Origin of the sequence: Pseudoclavibacter sp. Marseille-Q434 (assembly GCF_050315415.1) — a bacterium.
In the GTDB taxonomy this organism is placed as follows: Bacteria; Actinomycetota; Actinomycetes; order Actinomycetales; family Microbacteriaceae; genus Pseudoclavibacter.
Map to the genome: position 1 here is coordinate 753,885 of NZ_JBNPQH010000002.1, position 15,914 is coordinate 769,798.

Sequence of the window (15,914 nt, forward strand, 5' to 3'; positions counted from 1 at the left end):
TCATGGCCGGCGACACGATCATCACCGTGGTGGGCAACCTCACGGCTGACCCCGAACTGCGTTACACGCAGAACGGGCTCGCAGTCGCGAACTTCACCATCGCATCCACCCCCCGCGTGTTCGACCGTCAGGCGAACGAGTGGAAGGACGGCGAGGCACTCTTCCTTCGGGCGAGCGTCTGGCGTGAATTCGCTGAGCATGTCGCCTCGAGCCTCTCCAAGGGCTCGCGAGTCATCGCGCAGGGTCGCCTGAAGCAGCGCTCCTACGAGACGAAGGAAGGCGAGAAGCGCACTTCCATCGAGCTCGAGATCGAAGAGATCGGACCAAGCCTTCGCTACGCGACGGCTCAGCTCACCCGCACGTCCTCCGGCGGCGCCGGCGGACAGCAGGGTGGCGGCGGCCAGGGCGGCTTCGGTGGAGGCCAGCAGCGCTCCTTCGGCGGCAACAGCGGCGGCGGCAACGCCGGTGGCGGTGGACGTCAGTCCGCCCCTGCGGACGAGCCGTGGGGACAGCCCGCGGGCCAGCCTCGCGACAACGGCGCATCCGGCTGGGCGACGCCCGGCGCATCGAACGATTTTGACGAGCCCCCCTTCTAAAGGGCGCTCGCAAGCACACTCAACGAAAGAAGATCCCAATGGCTGGAAAGTCAAGCGGCGACCGCCGCAAGGGTGTACGCGGGAAGGGCGGCAAGCCCGCTGCTCCCGCGAAGCAGATCCGGGTCGGAGTCATCGACTACAAGGATGTCAACACCCTCCGCAAGTTCATCTCGGAGCGCGGAAAGATTCGCGCACGTCGCATCACCGGCGTCTCCGTCCAGGAGCAGCGCCTCATCGCACGTGCAGTCAAGAACGCACGTGAAATGGCGCTCCTGCCCTACGCCGGCTCTGGCCGCTAAGGAGTAGTCGACATGGCAAAGGTAATTCTTACGCACGAGGTCTCCGGCCTCGGTGCAGCCGGTGACGTCATCGAGGTCAAGAGCGGCTACGCCCGCAACTACCTCGTCCCCAAGGGCTACGCAGTCAGCTGGTCCCGTGGCAGCGAGAAGCAGGTCGAGCAGATCCGTTCCGCTCGCGCCGCACGCGAACTCGCAACCCTCGAAGAGGCGAAGGCGCTCAAGGACAAGCTCGAGTCCGCCCTCGTCAAGCTCCACGTGAAGTCGGGTGCCGAAGGCCGCCTCTTCGGCTCCGTCCGCGGCGCCGACGTCGCGACCGCTGTGGAAGCAGCCGGCCTCGGCAAGATCGACAAGCGCAAGGTCGAGTTCCCCAACCCGATCAAGTACACGGGCAACCACGAGGCGACTGTTCGCCTCCGTGACGACCTCGTTGCGACGGTCAAGCTCCAGGTCATCGCCCAGCGATAACCACGGCAGCAGAAGAACGGCCCCGGACATCTCGATGTCCGGGGCCGTTCTCGTTGCAACCGCGCCCGGTTACACCGTCTGGCGCGTCGACGCCACCGTGGGGCGGACGCAGGGACGAACGCTATAAGGTCAGCGGAGTCCAGCATCCCGCCAGAACCTCTCCTGATTGATTCACGACCATGCCGCAGCAAGTCCACCGATGGGCGACCGAGCGCGAGCCGCGCCGGTTCCCGTTGACGGTGAGCCCGACGATCCTCGGCCTCATCGGGTCGCTGTGCATCCTCGTCGGCTCGTTCGGCGCTGGCTGGATCGGCGACGGGCTCGGTCTGCGTGAATGGTTCCCCATCGCGTTCCTCCGCAGCTCACCCGACCTGACACGGCTGTGCACGATGCTCCTGATCGTCGGCGGCTTCCTGCTGCTCATCGCCTGGCTGCGCTTCCGATCGAGCGTCTCCGACACCGACGCGTCCCTGCGACGCGTGATCAGGACCTCCATCATCTGGGCACTGCCTCTGCTGATCTGCGTCCCCGTGTTCAGCCGCGACATGTTCTCGTATGTCGCCGTGGGGCGACTCATGGCAGCCGGCATCGACCCGTACCAGCACGGCGTCAACGAGATCGCCGGATGGTACTCGCTGGGGGTCGACCCCTTCTGGTCGAGCACCGAGTCACCATACGGTCCGCTCTTCATCGCCGTCGCCGCCGTGTTCTCCTGGCTCGGAGCTCAGACGCCCGAGTACGCGCTGTTCCTGAATCGTCTGGCCGCGACCGCTGGCGCCGTGCTCATGGTGGTCGCGTTCCTCAAGATCGCGGCCCTTCGGGGACGCAGCCGCGCGTTCGTTGCGTGGATGATCGCTGCGAACCCGCTCACGCTGCTCCTCTTCATCGCCTCCGGACACAACGACGGCCTCATGCTCGCCGGTATGGGGTTCGGTCTGCTGTCCGCTCTCAAGGGGCGCCGCGTCCTCGCGGTCATCTTGATCGCACTCGCCGTCGCTATCAAGCCCATCGCGCTCATCGCCCTGCCCATCGTGGCGCTCGTCGACAGACCGAGCACTCTCCCCCTCTGGGACCGGGTGAAGAGCTGGGCGCTTCACGGTGCCATCGCGATCGGGCTCGTCGGTGCGCTCGGGCTCGTGCTCGGCCTCGGCTTCGGCTGGGTGACCGCGCTCACGGTGCCAGGCGCGATCCAGCACTGGTACTCGCCGCTGACCCTCATGGTGGGCACCGTACGCGGCCTCGCCGAACTCGTCGGCCTGGATCCATTCGTCTTCGAAGTGGTCCTGAAGGTCATCGCCTTCTCGATCGCCGGCCTCGTCGCCTCCTGGCTGGTCATCACGAAGCGGCCCATCGATCCCGTTCTCCGCCTCGTGCTGTGCACCGCGGTCATCGTCGCCGCCTCGACGGCCATTCACCCCTGGTACGTCTTGTGGATACTGCCCTTCGCCGCAGTTGCTGGTCCGTGGCGCAGAGGTCAGGAGCACCTCGCCGTGCTCGCGACGATCTTCTTCACGACCGTGACGCTCGCCGAACCGACCGACTCGTTCTTCGAGGGGCCGTACACGCGCATCGTCGTCGCGTCCATCACGGTGCTGTTCGCGCTCTCCGTGCTCGTCTGGTGGTGGCGTTCGAACAATGTCTCTGGTCGGGCCGTGCTCATCGCCGTGCCATACGGGCAGGTGCTCGTCGACCGGATCGTCGCGCGCCGGGAACGCAGGCTGCAGCAGCGCACAGAGAGCCCCCTCTGACGACACCGTCGGGCCGACAGTCTGTGGAAAACGCCCGGATATCGTCGGTTTGCGTGGGTGCTCCGCCGGGTGTTATGCACAGCGACGCGCTCGGGGCTCAACCTTCAAGGGCTGCTTTACGTCACTTGTGCACAACTGGAGCATCCGTATAAACCGCTGGTCAGTGGCTGTTTCGTGGACATTACCTTCCAAACGGTAGCGGCGTTCTCCACACAGTTTCCACAAGCCGCACGGCGCGTCTCCACAGTTACACACAGAGTTATCCACAGGCGTCGTGTTTTGGGTTCGCTCGCTGGGGGAGGTGAGGGCTACTGTGGGGAAATCTCTCTCAGACCTACGAGCGCAGTCAGGAGCATCCGTGTCGATCGCGCACCTCGGTTCCCCTCCACAGGGTGAGCGCGAAACGCACGACGGTGTTCGCACTCCTCCCCACGATCTGCTTGCAGAGCAGTCGGCCCTCGGCGGCATGCTGCTCTCGAAAGACGCCGTCGCCGACGTCGTCGAAGCCGTCCGCGGCATCGACTTCTACGTGCCCAAGCACGAGATCATCTTCGACGCCGTGCACGCGCTCTACGCGGCTGGTGAGCCGACCGACGTCATCACGGTCACCGACCACCTGACGAAGTCGGGCGAGCTCTCGCGTGCCGGGGGCGCCGAGTACCTCCACACCCTGGCCGGCATCGTCCCCACCGCAGCCAACGCCGGCTACTACGCGGCGATCGTCTCCGAGCGAGCCGTGCTTCGTCGCCTCGTCGAGGCCGGCACGCGCATCGTGCAGATGGGCTACCTCGCGGAAGGTGAGGTCGTCGACCTCGTCAACCAGGCGCAGGCGGAGATCTACGGTGTCACGGGCGCCGTGGAAAAGGAGGACTACGTCGTCCTCGCCGAGGCCATCCTCGAGGCGCAGAACGACATCGACGCCGCGCAGAACAAGTCCGGCGGCATGACGGGTGTGCCGACCGGGTTCAGCGACCTCGATCGCATCACGAACGGCTTCCACGGCGGTCAGCTCATCATCGTCGCGGCCCGCCCCGGCCTCGGAAAGTCGACGGTCGCCCTCGACTTCGCGCGCTCAGCATCCATCACCCACGGCAAGCCGTCGATCTTCTTCAGCCTGGAGATGGGCAAGAGCGAGATCGCCATGCGCCTCATCTCCGCTGAGGCGAGCGTGCGCCTGCAGCACATGCGCGCGGGAGGCCTCACGCAGGAAGACCTCACGCAGATCGCGCGCACGCAGGGCGACATCTCCGACGCACCGCTCTACATCGACGACAGCCCCAACATGACGCTCGTCGAAATTCGCGCCAAGTGCCGCAGGCTCAAGCAGAAGGTCGGCCTCAACCTCGTCGTCATCGACTACCTGCAGCTCATGACGAGCGGCAAGCGCGTCGAGAGCCGCCAGCAGGAGGTCTCCGAGTTCTCGCGTGCGCTCAAGCTGCTCGCGAAGGAGCTCGACGTTCCCGTCATCGCGCTGTCCCAGCTGAACCGTGGTCCCGAGCAGCGTGCCGACAAGCGGCCAGCTGCGAGCGACCTCCGCGAGTCCGGATCGCTCGAGCAGGACGCCGACATGATCATCCTGCTGCACCGCGAGGGCGCCTACGACCGGGAGAGCCCGCGAGGCGGCGAGGCCGACTTCATCCTCGCGAAGCACCGCAACGGTCCGACCGACACCATCACCGTCACCTTCCAGGGGCACTTCTCGCGGTTCATGGACATGGCGCCGGGGTACGCGACGGGTCAGTAAGGGGACGCGCCGCGGGTTCATCCCTCCGGCTATCGAGTTCAGCCCCACGACCGAAGCGCCGGGGCCCCTGTGCTTCGTACCTTGAATGCAGCACCTACTCGCGGTGACACAGACAAGGGGTACATCATGAACGCAGACGTGACGCAGTCGGCCACCACGAAGCAGCGCCGGGCGATCCTCATCCTCACCATCGCCATGGGCGTGCTGCTGCTCGCGGTCCTCGTCATGCTGGTTGCCGGGGTCATGGCCAGCTCTGCACCCATGATCATCGCCGGCAGCAGCGGTTGCGCCGCGATCGCCACGGCCTGGACGACCGGCGTCCTCGCGATCCGCCAGCGGGCCAGCAAGTAGCCCGAACGCGGTCGCAGAGGCTGCGCGGCATCTGCCAGACTGAGCGCACCGACCCCAACTGGAGGAACCCAATGGTGAGTTCTGAAGAGATCGTCCTGGGCGACCTGCCCGCAGGTATCGTCCGAGCTGACGAGGCCGTGGCCGGCCGTGTGTGGAATGTGCTCGGCCACACCTACATCACGAAAGCCGAGAGCGCCTCGACCTACTCATGGCTCTCGCTCGACCCAGCCGGAACCGGGGTGCCGCCGCACGTGCACCCCACCCAGGACGAGTTCATCTACGTGTTCGAGGGGGTCTACACCCTCTACCTCGACGGCCAATGGACCACGGCCGGCCCGGGCGACCTCGTGCAGATGCCGAAGGGCATCCCGCACGCCTACTACAACAAGCAGGACGAGGCAGCGAAGTCGCTGTTCTGGGTGAGCCCAGGCGGCAAGCTCGCGAACCTCTTCAGCTTGCTTCACAACGTGACCGACCCGGCCGAAGTCGTGCGTCTCTCAGCCCTGAACGGCGTCGACTTCCTGCCAGAAGGTGCCGTGGAAGGCGCGTGAGACGGCGCACGTGACGGATGCGAGCATCCGGGGCATGCCGGGCGACCCGAAAGCGAGGCGCGAGACATACGGCCCGGACGGAGACCAGCATCTGACGTTCTGGGCGCCTCCAGGGCCCGCTCGCGGGCTCACGGTGCTCATCCACGGTGGGTACTGGCGATCGCAGTTCACCGCCGAACTCATGCTGCCGCTGGTGCCGGAGTTCACCCGACGCGGCTGGGCCGTGGCGAATCTCGAGTACCGGCGAGGCGACGATGGGTGGTCGGCGACGCGTGCGGACCTCTTGCGTGGCCTCTCGGTGGCGCGCAGCGAGGCATTCCGGTTGACGCGGGATGCGCGGCTCGTGATCGTCGGGCACTCGGTTGGCGGGCAGCTCGCGCTGCTCGGCGGAGAACCAGGCGACGCGGTTGTAGCGCTCGCGCCGGTCACTGACCTCGCGCGCGGCTACGAAGAAGGCAACGGCGACGGAGCCGTCTCGGACTTCTTCCGCGTGGCGCCTGCCCAAGCCCCGGAGGTCTACGCGTCCGCATCACCGATCGAGCATCTGCCCCTGCGGGCGCGAGCGCTGCTTGTGCACGGCGCCGACGACGCGCGTGTGCCGGTCGAGCACACCCGGGCCTACGTCGCCGCCGCCAGGCAGGCGGGCGCCGACATCGAGCTCATAGAGCCCGCGAGCCTCGAGCACCGCGCCGCGATCGCGCCGGACGCGCCGCACTGGCCAGACGTGCATGCCTGGCTCGACGCATCCGCTCGCCGCAGCTGACGCGGTCGACCTCGACGCCAGGGAGGGATTGGCAGGGCCTGCCTGAGGCCCCCGCGTGTCTCCGCTGGGACGTATGCTTTCCATCCGGTGCGAGGGGTCTGAACGCAGACCCGCGCCGACGTGGAGGGGGATCCATTGGGGAAGCAGAAACAGGACTGGGTGCGTCTGGTCGCGGACCGACTTCGCACAGAGTCTGGAAGCGCGCTTCTGCTGGTGGGAGTCGCGGTCTTCGCGCTCCTCTGGGCGAACTCTCCCTGGTCGGAGTCGTACGTGCATCTCTGGGAGACGCATGCGGCCGTCGGAATCGGCGACTTCCGCATCGACATGAGCCTCCACCACTGGGTGAACGACGGCTTCATGGTCATCTTCTTCTTCCTCATCGGACTCGAGGTGCGGCAGGAGTTCGCCGTCGGCTCCCTGCGCGACCGGCGGCAGGCCCTCGTTCCGATCGTCGCCGGAGTGGCAGGCGTCGTCCTGCCAGCCCTGATCTACCTGGCTATCGCCGGCCGTGAGGCACCGGAGGCATGGGGCGCCGTCATCGGCACCGACACCGCCTTCCTCCTCGGCGCGCTCGCACTGGTCGGCCCCAAGATGTCGAGCCAGCTGCGCGTCTTCCTGCTGACGCTCACCGTCGTCGACGACTTCCTCGCAGTCTCCATCATCGGCATCGTCTACACCGAGTCGGTGCAGTGGATGCCGCTTGCGATCGCCGTCGTCTGCCTCGTCCTCCTCTTCCTCCTCGCTCGAGCGAACGAGTGGCGCAGCACGCCGTACATCGTCATCATCGTCGTGCTGTGGGCGGCGACGCTGCTGTCCGGCGTTCATCCATCGCTCGCGGGAATGGCCGCCGGCCTGCTCATCCCCGCCTCAGACCCGGACCGCGAAGACGTGGTCCGTGCGAAGCGCCTCTTCCGAGACTTCTGGCAGTCGCCCCGCGCCGACGCCGCACGCAACGTGCGGCTCGGTCTCGCCAAGTCGATCTCCGTCAACGAACGCCTCCACGAGGTGCTGCTGAGCCCGGTGGCGCTGTTCATCGTTCCAGTCTTCGCGCTCGCCAATGCGGGTGTCGACCTGCGGGGCGGGATGCTCGGCAACGCGCTCACGTCCCCCGTCACCTGGGGTGTCGTCGCGGGTCTGGTGCTCGGCAAGTTCGGCGGCATCGCGCTCGGCAGCTGGATCGCGGTCCGGGCCGGTCTCGGCTCGCTGCCTCAGGGCGTCGGCATGGGCAGCGTCTTCGGTGGTGCCGCGCTCAGCGGCATCGGCTTCACCATGTCGCTGCTCATCATCTCTCTGGCCCTGGAGGGTGAGGTCGCCGGGCAGGCGATCGTCGGCGTCTTCATCGCCATGGTGCTGTCGTGGGTCATCGGCTGGCTCACGTTCACGTTCGCGCGCGTCAAGATGAACGAGACCACGGCTGACCTGCCGACGACACTCTCCCGCCCGGTCGACCCGGAGCGCGACCACATGCTGGGCGACCCGGACGCGCAGGTCACGATCGTCGAGTACCTGGACTTCGAATGCCCGTTCTGCGCTCGGGCGACCGGCATGTGGCAGGACCTGGGCGAGCACTTCAGCGACGGCGGGGCGCGCTACGTCGTGCGCCACCTGCCGCTCGAGGACTACCATCCGCACGCCTTCCAGGCCGCGATCGCCTCCGAGGCGGCCGCCAACCAGGGCAAGTTCTGGGAGATGCACAACCTGCTCTTCGCGAACCAGGAGCGACTCGACGCGCAGTACCTGCGCGGCTACGCGGAAGAGATCGGGCTCGACCTCCACCGCTTCGACGCGGACATGCTCGACGAGGCGCTGCCGCAGCGCATCCGCGCCGACATGCAGAGCGCCATCGACAGCGGAGCCCGCGGAACCCCGACGTTCTTCCTCGGCGAGACGCGGCACAGCGGCGCCCACGACGCACGAACCCTCATCGCGACGATCGAGGCGCAACGCAAGGAAGCCGCCATCCGTCGCCGGTCCTGAGCGCGCGTACTCCTGACCCCCGCGCGCCGCATCCATCTCTCGTGTGGATGCGCCGCCGGCCGCGTGGGAGGGCCGGAGAGCCTACTCCCCGCCGAACTCGCGGGCGCGGAGGGCGGCGAGGTGGGCGTGGATGAGGGGCAGTGAGGATGCGCCCTCCCCACTGGCCGAGGCGACGCGCTTCATCGACCCGGAGCGCACGTCGCCGGCGACGAAGACGCCAGGCAGGGTGGTCTCGAGGTCAGCGGGCGGCATGCCATCGGTCCAAGCATCCTTGGGGACATCTCGTCCCGTGAGGACGAAGCCCGCCCTGTCGAGCGCGATTCCCTCGGGCAGCCACGTGCAGTCCGGCTGGGCGCCGAGCATGCAGAAGAGCCCGCCGACGTCGAAGCGATGCTCCTCGCCCGAGGTCCGGTCGCGCACGGTCACCCACTCGAGGGCGGCTTCACCCCCGCCATCCGCGATCTCGCTGTTGCTGGCGACGGAGACGTTCGGGGTCGAGTCGAGCTCGCGGATCAGGTACTCGGACATCGACTCGCTCAGCGATGCGCGCCGGATGAGGATGGTGACGTGCTTCGCGAACTTCGCGAGGTGCACGGCCGCCTGACCGGCGGAGTTGCCACCGCCGACGACGATGACGTCTTTGCCCTGCATCTCCCTGGCCATCGATGTGGCCGCCCCGTAGTAGACGCCGGCACCCGTGTGCACATCGACCGCTTCGATGCCGAGGCGCCGATACGCGACCCCGGTCGCGATGAGGACGGTCCGTGCACGCAGCTCGGTGTCGCCGAGATGCACCCGGTAGCTGGGGACGCCGTCGAGCGTGCAGGGCTCCAGTCCGGTGACGGACCGTCCCGTGTAGAACTTCGCGCCGAAGCGTCCGGCCTGAATGCGGGAGCGCTGCGCGAGGCGCATGCCCGAGATGCCCCGTGGGAAGCCGAGGTAGTTGCGGATCATCGAGCTCGAACCTGCCTGCCCGCCGATCGCATCCCGCTCGAGTACCGCCGTGGTGAGCCCTTCGGAGGCCGCGTAGACGGCGGCGGCGAGGCCTGCGGGGCCAGCGCCGATGACCAGGACATCCGAGATCTCGCCTTCGGGCACCAAGTCGAAGCGGGTCGAGAGCAGCTCGTTGAGACCCCTCGCCGTTGCTGCGGGAAAGAGCCTGCCGTCGTATGCCCGGGCCAGCGGGAGCACGACTGGCGCCGAGGACTCAGCAGTCGCCGCGGCGATGAGTGCGGCGCCCTCGATGCTGTCCGGGGTGAGGATGCGGTTCGGGAAGCCGAGTCGTTCGAGGAGGTCCCGAATGGCTCCCGCCTCGCGGTCATGCGGTTCGGCGACGACATCGATCATGCTGACCGCCGGCCGCGCGACCGACCAGCCCCACTCGGAGAGCAGTTCCGTGACGACCGTGTGGAACTCCTCGTCGCGCGGTCCCATCGGGATGCCGGTGAAGGTGTCGATGTCTCGACGGACGGTTGCTTCCCGCAGAGCGTCGAGGTTCGCGGCATATCCAGCTCCGGGTGTCGCGAGGACGAGTCTGCGCGCTGTCGGGGAGATCGATTGCGTGCGGCGCAGGAACGTCGGGCCCGGGGTCTCGCCGACGGAGACGTCGGCGACGACCATGGCGACAGCGGCACCGGAATCGACGAGTTCCCTCAGGAGCTGCAGGGCGCCCTCAGCGTCTTCTGCCGTGATGATCTTGTAGTCACGGTCGTACCTTGCCCTGAATTCGGCTTCGATTCGCGCGAGTCTCTCATCGGCGGCGATGAGGATGATGGGCTGGTCAGTCATGCAATCAGGGTACTGAGCGATGAGGGTTTCGTGGGCGACTGTGGGAATCTGCGTTCACGCGTCGGTGGGGCGTACGCTTTCTGCCATGGCTGACAAGCAGGGCGCGCTCGCCGAGGACACCGCGGTTCCGGACACGAGCGCCGTCCGGTTCACGGCCCGGGTGATCGCCGTCCCTGTTGTGGGTGACGACGGCGAACGGCTCATCGTCCGGCTCCCGGAGGACGCAAGCCGGATGCTGCCGTCGCGTGGGCAGGTCGCCGTCGCGGGCGTGATCCGCGCCGAGCCCGCCTCAGGCTCCAGCGCGGATTCCGGTGATGCTGCGCGAGCTTTTGAGACGGTCATCGAGCCTGACGGCCTCCGCGGGCACTGGCTCGACGTCGCCGCCGCACTCGGAGACGGCGCCGCCGACGGCGACACCGTCAGCGTGGAGCTGCGGCCGGGCGGCGAGTGGCCCGAGCCGGAGATCCCGGCGGATTTCGCCGAGGCGCTCGCGGATGCCCCCGATTCTGCGGAGACCTGGCGTGACATCACGCCGATGGCGAGGTGGGAGTGGGTGCGCTGGATCAACTCCACGCGAGTCGTGAAGACTCGCGAGCGCCGCATCGAGGTCGGCCTCTCGAAGCTGGAGGCCGGGAAGCGGCGCCCGTGCTGCTTCGACCTCTCGTCGTGCACTGACCCCGAGCTGTCGAAGAGCGGCAAGCTCGCCGTCTGACTGATGCGTTCGGCGAGCGGTCAGTGGCGCCGTCGGCCGAGGGCGACGGCCGCGGCGTGAAGCAGCGGAACGACGGAGACGCTCATGAGCACGATGCCGAGCGGAGCGAGCTGAGGCAGCAGCAGGACGCCCGCGATGAGCAGCGCGGCGAACACGACTGCTGACACCACGCCGCGCAGCATCCGCTCGAGGGAGCGCATGTGTCGGTCGACGCTCGGCGTCTGCACCTTCAGCTGGCCGGCTTCGAGCCGAGTGGTCAGCGCATCCAGTCGCCCTGGCAGCGTCACGGCGGTCGCGAGCGCCGAAACGGCCTGCTTCGCCACGGCCTGAATGGTGTTTCCGCCCTCGTCGCGCGTGAGGGTGCGGGCGAACGGGTCGACCGCCTCCCACATGTTGAAGTCCTTGTCGAGCGCGGAGGTCACGCCCGACACCAGGGAGATCGCGCGGATGATGAGCAGGAAGTTCTCGGGCAGCTGGAACGGCATCTCCCGGATCGTGTCCCTGAAGCGGTCGGCGAAGTCGCCGAGCTCTGCGGGGTCGACGCGCTGCAGCTCGGCCACGCCCATGCCGCCGAAGCGACCGAACAGTTCCGTCATGGCCCGTTCGAGCTCCATCGTGTCGCCGGCCGGCAGCAGCACGCCGACCCTGCGCATGGACCTGACGAGGCCAGGCCCGTCGCGGGACACGATCGCGAAGATGAGCTCCCGCAGGCTGGCTCGCAGGGTGTCGGAGATGACGCCCATCATGCCGAAGTCGATGTAGGTCAGCTCCCATGTGACGGGTGCGGGACGCTCATCGGTGGCCTCGCCCTCCACGTCCGATAAAGCTGGGATGCGCGGCGTCGCCAGCGGGGTCACGAAGATGTTGCCAGGGTGCGGGTCGGCGTGGAAGAAGCCGGCGACGAAGAGCTGCTGGAACGTGGCCCTCGCGAGCTCGTTGGCCACCTCGACGGGGTCGATCCCCGCGGCACGGAGAGCGTCGACATCGGTGATCTTGATCGCGGTGACATCCGACAGGGTTAGGATGCGGGACGCCGTGCGCTCCCACACGACCTGCGCGGCGCCCACGCGGGGGTCGGTCTCGAAGTCGGCGGCGAAGCACTCCGCGCTGGAGCCCTCGTGGATGTAGTCGATCTCCTCGAGGCTGGTCGCCGCGAATTCCTCCACGAGGGCGGGTGCGTCGGCGCGCTTCGACACCAGCTCGACTCGCTTGAGGAGCTGGCCGACACGGCGCAGCGCGCGCAGGTCGGTCTCGACGAGGTCCTCGATGCCCGGCCGCTGCGCCTTCACGACGACGCTGGTGTAGCCCGTCTCCTCCGCGAGGGCGGGCGTGAGCGTCGCGCGGTGGGCCTGCCCGAACGAGGCTGCCGCGATGGGGGCTTCGTCGAAGCTCGCGTACGCCTGGCTGAGCGACATGCCCAGTTCAGCTTCGGCCTGCGCCCGGATGGCGGGGAAGGCGACGGCCGGAACCTCATCCTGCAGGCCCTCGAGTTCGGCTGTGATCTCGGGAGGCAGCACGTCGAGGCGTGACGACATGAACTGCCCCACCTTGATCATGAGCCCGCCGAGGTCGACCGCGAGTGCATGGAAGCGGCGGGCGAGCCGCTGCATACGCACGGTACGTCCCCGCTCCGAGATCTTGCCGAGGCGGATGCGCGGCAGGAAGATCTCGAACCACCAGATCTGCAGCATCGCGCGCTGCGCGAAGCGGACGATCCTGCGGTACCTGGCGCGGCCCTCGGCCGAGAGCTTCGTGTCGCCGTCCCGGGCGGCCCGGCCTCGAGTGACTGCTTGCGCCTGTGCGGCGGCGGCGGCAGTGAGCCTGCTCGCCGCCGCTCGCTCTTCGGTCAGGCCGGGGCCATCTGTCACGTTCAGTCCTCGGCGAGGATCGAGTACAGCTTGCGCCGCGTCTCGTCGAGGAGGGCCGCGGCGCGCTCGGCCTGGTCCGGGGTCGCGCTGCTCTGCACCTGCACAACGGCCTGCGCGAGTCGGGCGCCGGCCTTCGGGAGGGTCGCGGCACGTTCGGCGCGGCGTGCGGCGGGAGACTCCCACGGCAGGTCGCCAGTCGAAGCGTCGACGGCGACGGCGCGTCCTTCTTCGGTGAGGGCGTAGACCTTGCGCTCGCCCGTGACCTCCGGGACGACGAGGCCCTCGTCGGAGAGGAGCTGCAGTGTTGGGTAGACGGAGCCGGGGCTCGGCTTCCACGCACCGCTGGTGCGCTCCTCGATGGCCTGGATGAGCTGGTAGCCGTGCTGGGGGCCCTCGAGCAGGGCGACGAGCAGTGCGGTGCGGACGTCCCCACGGCCGGCGCGGGACGTGGTGGGGCGGGATGCGAAGCTCTCACGGATCTCGTCGACGGCTTCGCGGAGGCCGAAGCCGAGTCCGCCTGGGGTGTGCTGAGCGACCATGATCATTCCTTTCGAAGGGGGGGGGTGCCGATACCTGACGACACCCGACGATACATCGGTGAATGTCGGTAAAGCTGTGCATTCCGCCGTTCCTGAACGCGGGCTCCACCACGGGAACCCAGTGTTGCTAGGTACTGGTACTCAGTGTTACTTTGTACCGGTAGTCATCATTACTGAGTAGAGAGGGTGATCGTGGGCAAGCAAGCAACCGAAATGCTCAAGGGCACGCTCGAGGGCATCGTGCTCGCGATTCTCGCCACGCGTTCCGCCTACGGGTACGAGATCACGACCTGGCTTCGCGAACAGGGCTTCGCGGACATCGCCGAGGGCACGGTGTACGCGCTCCTTGTGCGCATCGAGCAGAAGGGGCTGGTCGACGTCGAGAAGGTCCCCTCGGAGAAGGGTCCGCCGCGGAAGGTCTACACGATCAACGCAGAAGGCACCGAGTACCTCGCGGAGTTCTGGCGCACCTGGGGGTTCCTCGCGGAGCGCCTCGAGCAGCTCCGCACCACCACCGCAGAACCAACTGCAACCAGCACAGATGAAGGAAGAGGCAACTGACATGGCCGCCAAGTGGATCGAAGCGCTCACGGGCTCACTCGAGGAGAAGAAGCTGTACAAGGAGGCACAGGCGCGATTGGATGCGCTGCCGGCTCCCTACGCGAAGGTGGCGCAGGCCATCCAGCGCTACCTCATGTACTACGGCGGCGTCACCGATGGGGAGTCGATGGTGCGCATGAATGCGGACCTCGCCGACCTGTGGGAGCGCGCGGCCGCCGACGGCACTCCCGTCCACGACATCGTGGGCTCCGACCCGGTCGACTTCGCCGAGACCTTCGGCCAGTCGTACTCCGGCAAGCAGTGGATCGACAAGGAACGTGCGCGACTGGTGAAGGCCGTCGAGGAAGCGCAGCGAGGGCAGTAGCCATGAGCGCTCCTCCGGCCATCGTCGTCGATGGCATCACGAAGTCGTACGGCGACCTCGCCGTACTGACCGGCGTCGACTTCGCCGTCGAGCGCGGCAGCATCTTCGCGCTCCTCGGCTCGAACGGGGCCGGCAAGACCACACTGGTGCGCATCCTCTCGACGCTCCTCCGCGCCGACGACGGGTCGGCAGCCGTCACCGGCTTCGACGTGGCGTCGCAGGCGTCCGAGGTTCGTGGATCCATCAGCCTCACCGGCCAGTTCGCGGCGGTGGATGAGGTGCTCACGGGTCGCGAGAACCTCGCCCTCGTCGCGCGTTTGCGGCACGTTCCGCGGCCCAACGAGGTCGCGGACGCCTTGCTCGAGCGCTTCTCGTTGGCCGACGCGGGCAGGCGTCGCGCCGCGACATACTCCGGCGGCATGCGGCGTCGGCTCGACATCGCGATGAGTCTCATCGGCAACCCACCCGTCGTGTTCCTCGACGAACCCACGACGGGACTCGACCCGCAGGCCAGGCTCGAGGTGTGGGGCGCGGTGCGCGAGCTCGCCGCCACCGGCACGACTGTGCTGCTCACGACGCAGTACCTCGACGAGGCGGAGCAGCTCGCCGATCGGATCGCGATCCTGAACGAGGGACGCATCATCGCGAACGGCACGCTCGCCGAGCTCAAGCGGCTGCTGCCGCCTGCCAACGTCGAATACGTGGAGAAGCAGCCGACGCTCGAGGAGATCTTCCTGGCCGTCGTTGGGGATTCCGGCGGAGAAAGGGGGCTGGCCTCATGACCGCGCACTTCGTCGGCGACACCGCCGTCCTGACGGGTCGCTCGCTGCGCCACGTGCTCCGCAGCCCAGACACGATCGGGACGACAGCCGTCATGCCGATCGCGTTCATGCTCATGTTCGTCTACGTGTTCGGCGGGGCGATCGACATCGGCGCGGGCGCCTACGTCGACTACCTGCTGCCAGGGATCCTGCTCATCACCGTCGCATCCGGCGTCGCCTACACGGCGTACCGGTTGTTCCTCGACCTGAAGGGCGGCATCTTCGAGCGGTTCCAGTCGATGCCGATCGCCAGATCGTCGGCCCTGTGGGCGCACGTGCTCACCTCCCTGGTCGCGAACCTCGTCTCGGTGGCCGTCGTCGTCGGCGCTGCCCTGATCATGGGCTTCCGGTCGGGTGCCGGACTGCTCGAGTGGCTCGCGGTCGCGGGCATCCTCGTCCTCTTCACCCTCGCTTTGACCTGGATCGCCGTGCTCGCTGGCCTCTCGGCGAAGACTGTCGAGGGCGCAAGCGCGTTCTCCTACCCGCTCATCTTCCTCCCGTTCGTCAGCTCGGCATTCGTGCCGACCGACACCATGCCGGGACCGGTGCGCTGGTTCGCGGAGAACCAGCCCGTGACGTCGATCGTCAACAGCATCCGCCAGCTCCTCGAGGGGCAGCAGGTGGGCGGGGACCTCTGGGTTGCGCTCGCGTGGTGCGTCGGAATCCTGTTTGTTGCCTACCTCGCGGCGAACGGGATCTACCGGCGGAAGATCAGCTGACTGCATCTGTAGATCTCCCTGAGTGCTAGCATTGCTAGCACTCAGGGA

At 67.7% G+C, this 15,914-nt stretch carries 17 protein-coding genes; 14 read left to right on the top strand and 3 right to left on the bottom strand.

Annotated elements, in window-relative coordinates; genetic code table 11:
* The first annotated feature begins 2 nt into the window (after window positions 1–2).
* From ACQFZP_RS10455 to nhaA, 9 genes are all read left to right on the top strand, one after another.
* Window positions 3–596, top strand: coding sequence for a single-stranded DNA-binding protein (locus ACQFZP_RS10455; protein WP_104254414.1), 594 nt, complete (start codon window positions 3–5; stop codon window positions 594–596).
* 38 nt (window positions 597–634) lie between these two features.
* Window positions 635–895, top strand: a complete 261-nt coding sequence (rpsR, locus tag ACQFZP_RS10460) for a 30S ribosomal protein S18 (protein WP_068482210.1) — start codon at window positions 635–637, stop codon at window positions 893–895.
* 12 nt (window positions 896–907) lie between these two features.
* Window positions 908–1,360, top strand: coding sequence for a 50S ribosomal protein L9 (gene rplI / locus ACQFZP_RS10465; protein ID WP_104254413.1), 453 nt, complete (start codon window positions 908–910; stop codon window positions 1,358–1,360).
* Window positions 1,361–1,539: 179 nt separating this feature from the next.
* A complete protein-coding gene (gene mptB / locus ACQFZP_RS10470) occupies window positions 1,540–3,108 on the top strand; it encodes a polyprenol phosphomannose-dependent alpha 1,6 mannosyltransferase MptB (RefSeq protein WP_211891247.1) in 1,569 nt (522 codons plus the stop codon).
* A gap of 358 nt (window positions 3,109–3,466) precedes the next feature.
* On the top strand, window positions 3,467–4,852 hold the full coding sequence (gene dnaB, locus ACQFZP_RS10475; RefSeq protein ID WP_104254411.1) for a replicative DNA helicase: 1,386 nt from the start codon (window positions 3,467–3,469) through the stop codon (window positions 4,850–4,852).
* Between the two features lie 126 nt (window positions 4,853–4,978).
* Window positions 4,979–5,203: a hypothetical protein gene (locus ACQFZP_RS10480; RefSeq protein WP_211891248.1), complete on the top strand. Its 225-nt coding sequence runs from the start codon at window positions 4,979–4,981 to the stop codon at window positions 5,201–5,203.
* Between the two features lie 71 nt (window positions 5,204–5,274).
* Window positions 5,275–5,754, top strand: coding sequence for a cupin domain-containing protein (locus ACQFZP_RS10485; RefSeq protein WP_104310773.1), 480 nt, complete (start codon window positions 5,275–5,277; stop codon window positions 5,752–5,754).
* Between the two features lie 10 nt (window positions 5,755–5,764).
* Window positions 5,765–6,517, top strand: a complete 753-nt coding sequence (locus tag ACQFZP_RS10490; RefSeq protein ID WP_211891249.1) for an alpha/beta hydrolase family protein — start codon at window positions 5,765–5,767, stop codon at window positions 6,515–6,517.
* Window positions 6,518–6,652: 135 nt separating this feature from the next.
* Window positions 6,653–8,494, top strand: a complete 1,842-nt coding sequence (nhaA, locus tag ACQFZP_RS10495; RefSeq protein ID WP_218854853.1) for a Na+/H+ antiporter NhaA — start codon at window positions 6,653–6,655, stop codon at window positions 8,492–8,494.
* An 81-nt stretch (window positions 8,495–8,575) separates the two neighbouring features.
* On the opposite strand, the gene ACQFZP_RS10500 is transcribed toward nhaA, so the two are convergent.
* On the bottom strand, window positions 8,576–10,282 hold the full coding sequence (locus ACQFZP_RS10500; protein ID WP_211891250.1) for an FAD-dependent oxidoreductase: 1,707 nt from the start codon (window positions 10,280–10,282) through the stop codon (window positions 8,576–8,578).
* An 85-nt stretch (window positions 10,283–10,367) separates the two neighbouring features.
* Between ACQFZP_RS10500 and ACQFZP_RS10505 the strand changes: the two genes are divergently transcribed.
* On the top strand, window positions 10,368–10,994 hold the full coding sequence (locus ACQFZP_RS10505; protein WP_211891251.1) for a YdeI/OmpD-associated family protein: 627 nt from the start codon (window positions 10,368–10,370) through the stop codon (window positions 10,992–10,994).
* A gap of 20 nt (window positions 10,995–11,014) precedes the next feature.
* Here ACQFZP_RS10505 and ACQFZP_RS10510 read toward each other — a convergent pair whose 3' ends face one another.
* Together ACQFZP_RS10510 and ACQFZP_RS10515 are read right to left on the bottom strand one after the other, a co-directional pair.
* Complete coding sequence (locus ACQFZP_RS10510; protein WP_307852831.1) at window positions 11,015–12,709, bottom strand: ABC1 kinase family protein; 1,695 nt, start codon at window positions 12,707–12,709, stop codon at window positions 11,015–11,017.
* A gap of 155 nt (window positions 12,710–12,864) precedes the next feature.
* Window positions 12,865–13,401 (bottom strand): PadR family transcriptional regulator, encoded by a 537-nt coding sequence (locus ACQFZP_RS10515; protein ID WP_249312289.1) that lies wholly within the window; start codon window positions 13,399–13,401, stop codon window positions 12,865–12,867.
* Window positions 13,402–13,593: 192 nt separating this feature from the next.
* Here ACQFZP_RS10515 and ACQFZP_RS10520 point away from each other — a divergent pair, with 192 nt between their 5' ends.
* Genes ACQFZP_RS10520 through ACQFZP_RS10535 form a run of 4 tightly spaced genes read left to right on the top strand, consistent with a single transcriptional unit; the run spans window position 13,594 to window position 15,866 of the window.
* Entirely contained in the window at window positions 13,594–13,962 is a 369-nt protein-coding gene (locus ACQFZP_RS10520; RefSeq protein WP_104254615.1) for a PadR family transcriptional regulator, read from the top strand.
* Window position 13,963: 1 nt separating this feature from the next.
* Window positions 13,964–14,326, top strand: a complete 363-nt coding sequence (locus ACQFZP_RS10525; protein WP_211891253.1) for a DUF1048 domain-containing protein — start codon at window positions 13,964–13,966, stop codon at window positions 14,324–14,326.
* Window positions 14,327–14,328: 2 nt separating this feature from the next.
* Window positions 14,329–15,108, top strand: a complete 780-nt coding sequence (locus tag ACQFZP_RS10530; RefSeq protein ID WP_211891254.1) for an ABC transporter ATP-binding protein — start codon at window positions 14,329–14,331, stop codon at window positions 15,106–15,108.
* Entirely contained in the window at window positions 15,105–15,866 is a 762-nt protein-coding gene (locus tag ACQFZP_RS10535) for an ABC transporter permease (RefSeq protein ID WP_211891255.1), read from the top strand. The genes ACQFZP_RS10530 and ACQFZP_RS10535 overlap by 4 nt, the downstream gene beginning before the upstream one ends.
* Window positions 15,867–15,914 lie beyond the last annotated feature (48 nt).

What these genes read in the sequence shown, in the direction of transcription:
- ACQFZP_RS10455 (WP_104254414.1), top strand. Translation starts at nt 3, where the DNA reads ATGGCCGGCGACACGATCATCACCGTGGTGGGCAACCTCACGGCTGAC.
- rpsR (WP_068482210.1), top strand. Translation starts at nt 635, where the DNA reads ATGGCTGGAAAGTCAAGCGGCGACCGCCGCAAGGGTGTACGCGGGAAG.
- rplI (WP_104254413.1), top strand. Translation starts at nt 908, where the DNA reads ATGGCAAAGGTAATTCTTACGCACGAGGTCTCCGGCCTCGGTGCAGCC.
- mptB (WP_211891247.1), top strand. Translation starts at nt 1,540, where the DNA reads ATGCCGCAGCAAGTCCACCGATGGGCGACCGAGCGCGAGCCGCGCCGG.
- ACQFZP_RS10480 (WP_211891248.1), top strand. Translation starts at nt 4,979, where the DNA reads ATGAACGCAGACGTGACGCAGTCGGCCACCACGAAGCAGCGCCGGGCG.
- ACQFZP_RS10485 (WP_104310773.1), top strand. Translation starts at nt 5,275, where the DNA reads ATGGTGAGTTCTGAAGAGATCGTCCTGGGCGACCTGCCCGCAGGTATC.
- ACQFZP_RS10500 (WP_211891250.1), bottom strand. Translation starts at nt 10,282, where the DNA reads ATGACTGACCAGCCCATCATCCTCATCGCCGCCGATGAGAGACTCGCG.
- ACQFZP_RS10505 (WP_211891251.1), top strand. Translation starts at nt 10,368, where the DNA reads ATGGCTGACAAGCAGGGCGCGCTCGCCGAGGACACCGCGGTTCCGGAC.
- ACQFZP_RS10515 (WP_249312289.1), bottom strand. Translation starts at nt 13,401, where the DNA reads ATGGTCGCTCAGCACACCCCAGGCGGACTCGGCTTCGGCCTCCGCGAA.
- ACQFZP_RS10525 (WP_211891253.1), top strand. Translation starts at nt 13,964, where the DNA reads ATGGCCGCCAAGTGGATCGAAGCGCTCACGGGCTCACTCGAGGAGAAG.
- ACQFZP_RS10530 (WP_211891254.1), top strand. Translation starts at nt 14,329, where the DNA reads ATGAGCGCTCCTCCGGCCATCGTCGTCGATGGCATCACGAAGTCGTAC.
- ACQFZP_RS10535 (WP_211891255.1), top strand. Translation starts at nt 15,105, where the DNA reads ATGACCGCGCACTTCGTCGGCGACACCGCCGTCCTGACGGGTCGCTCG.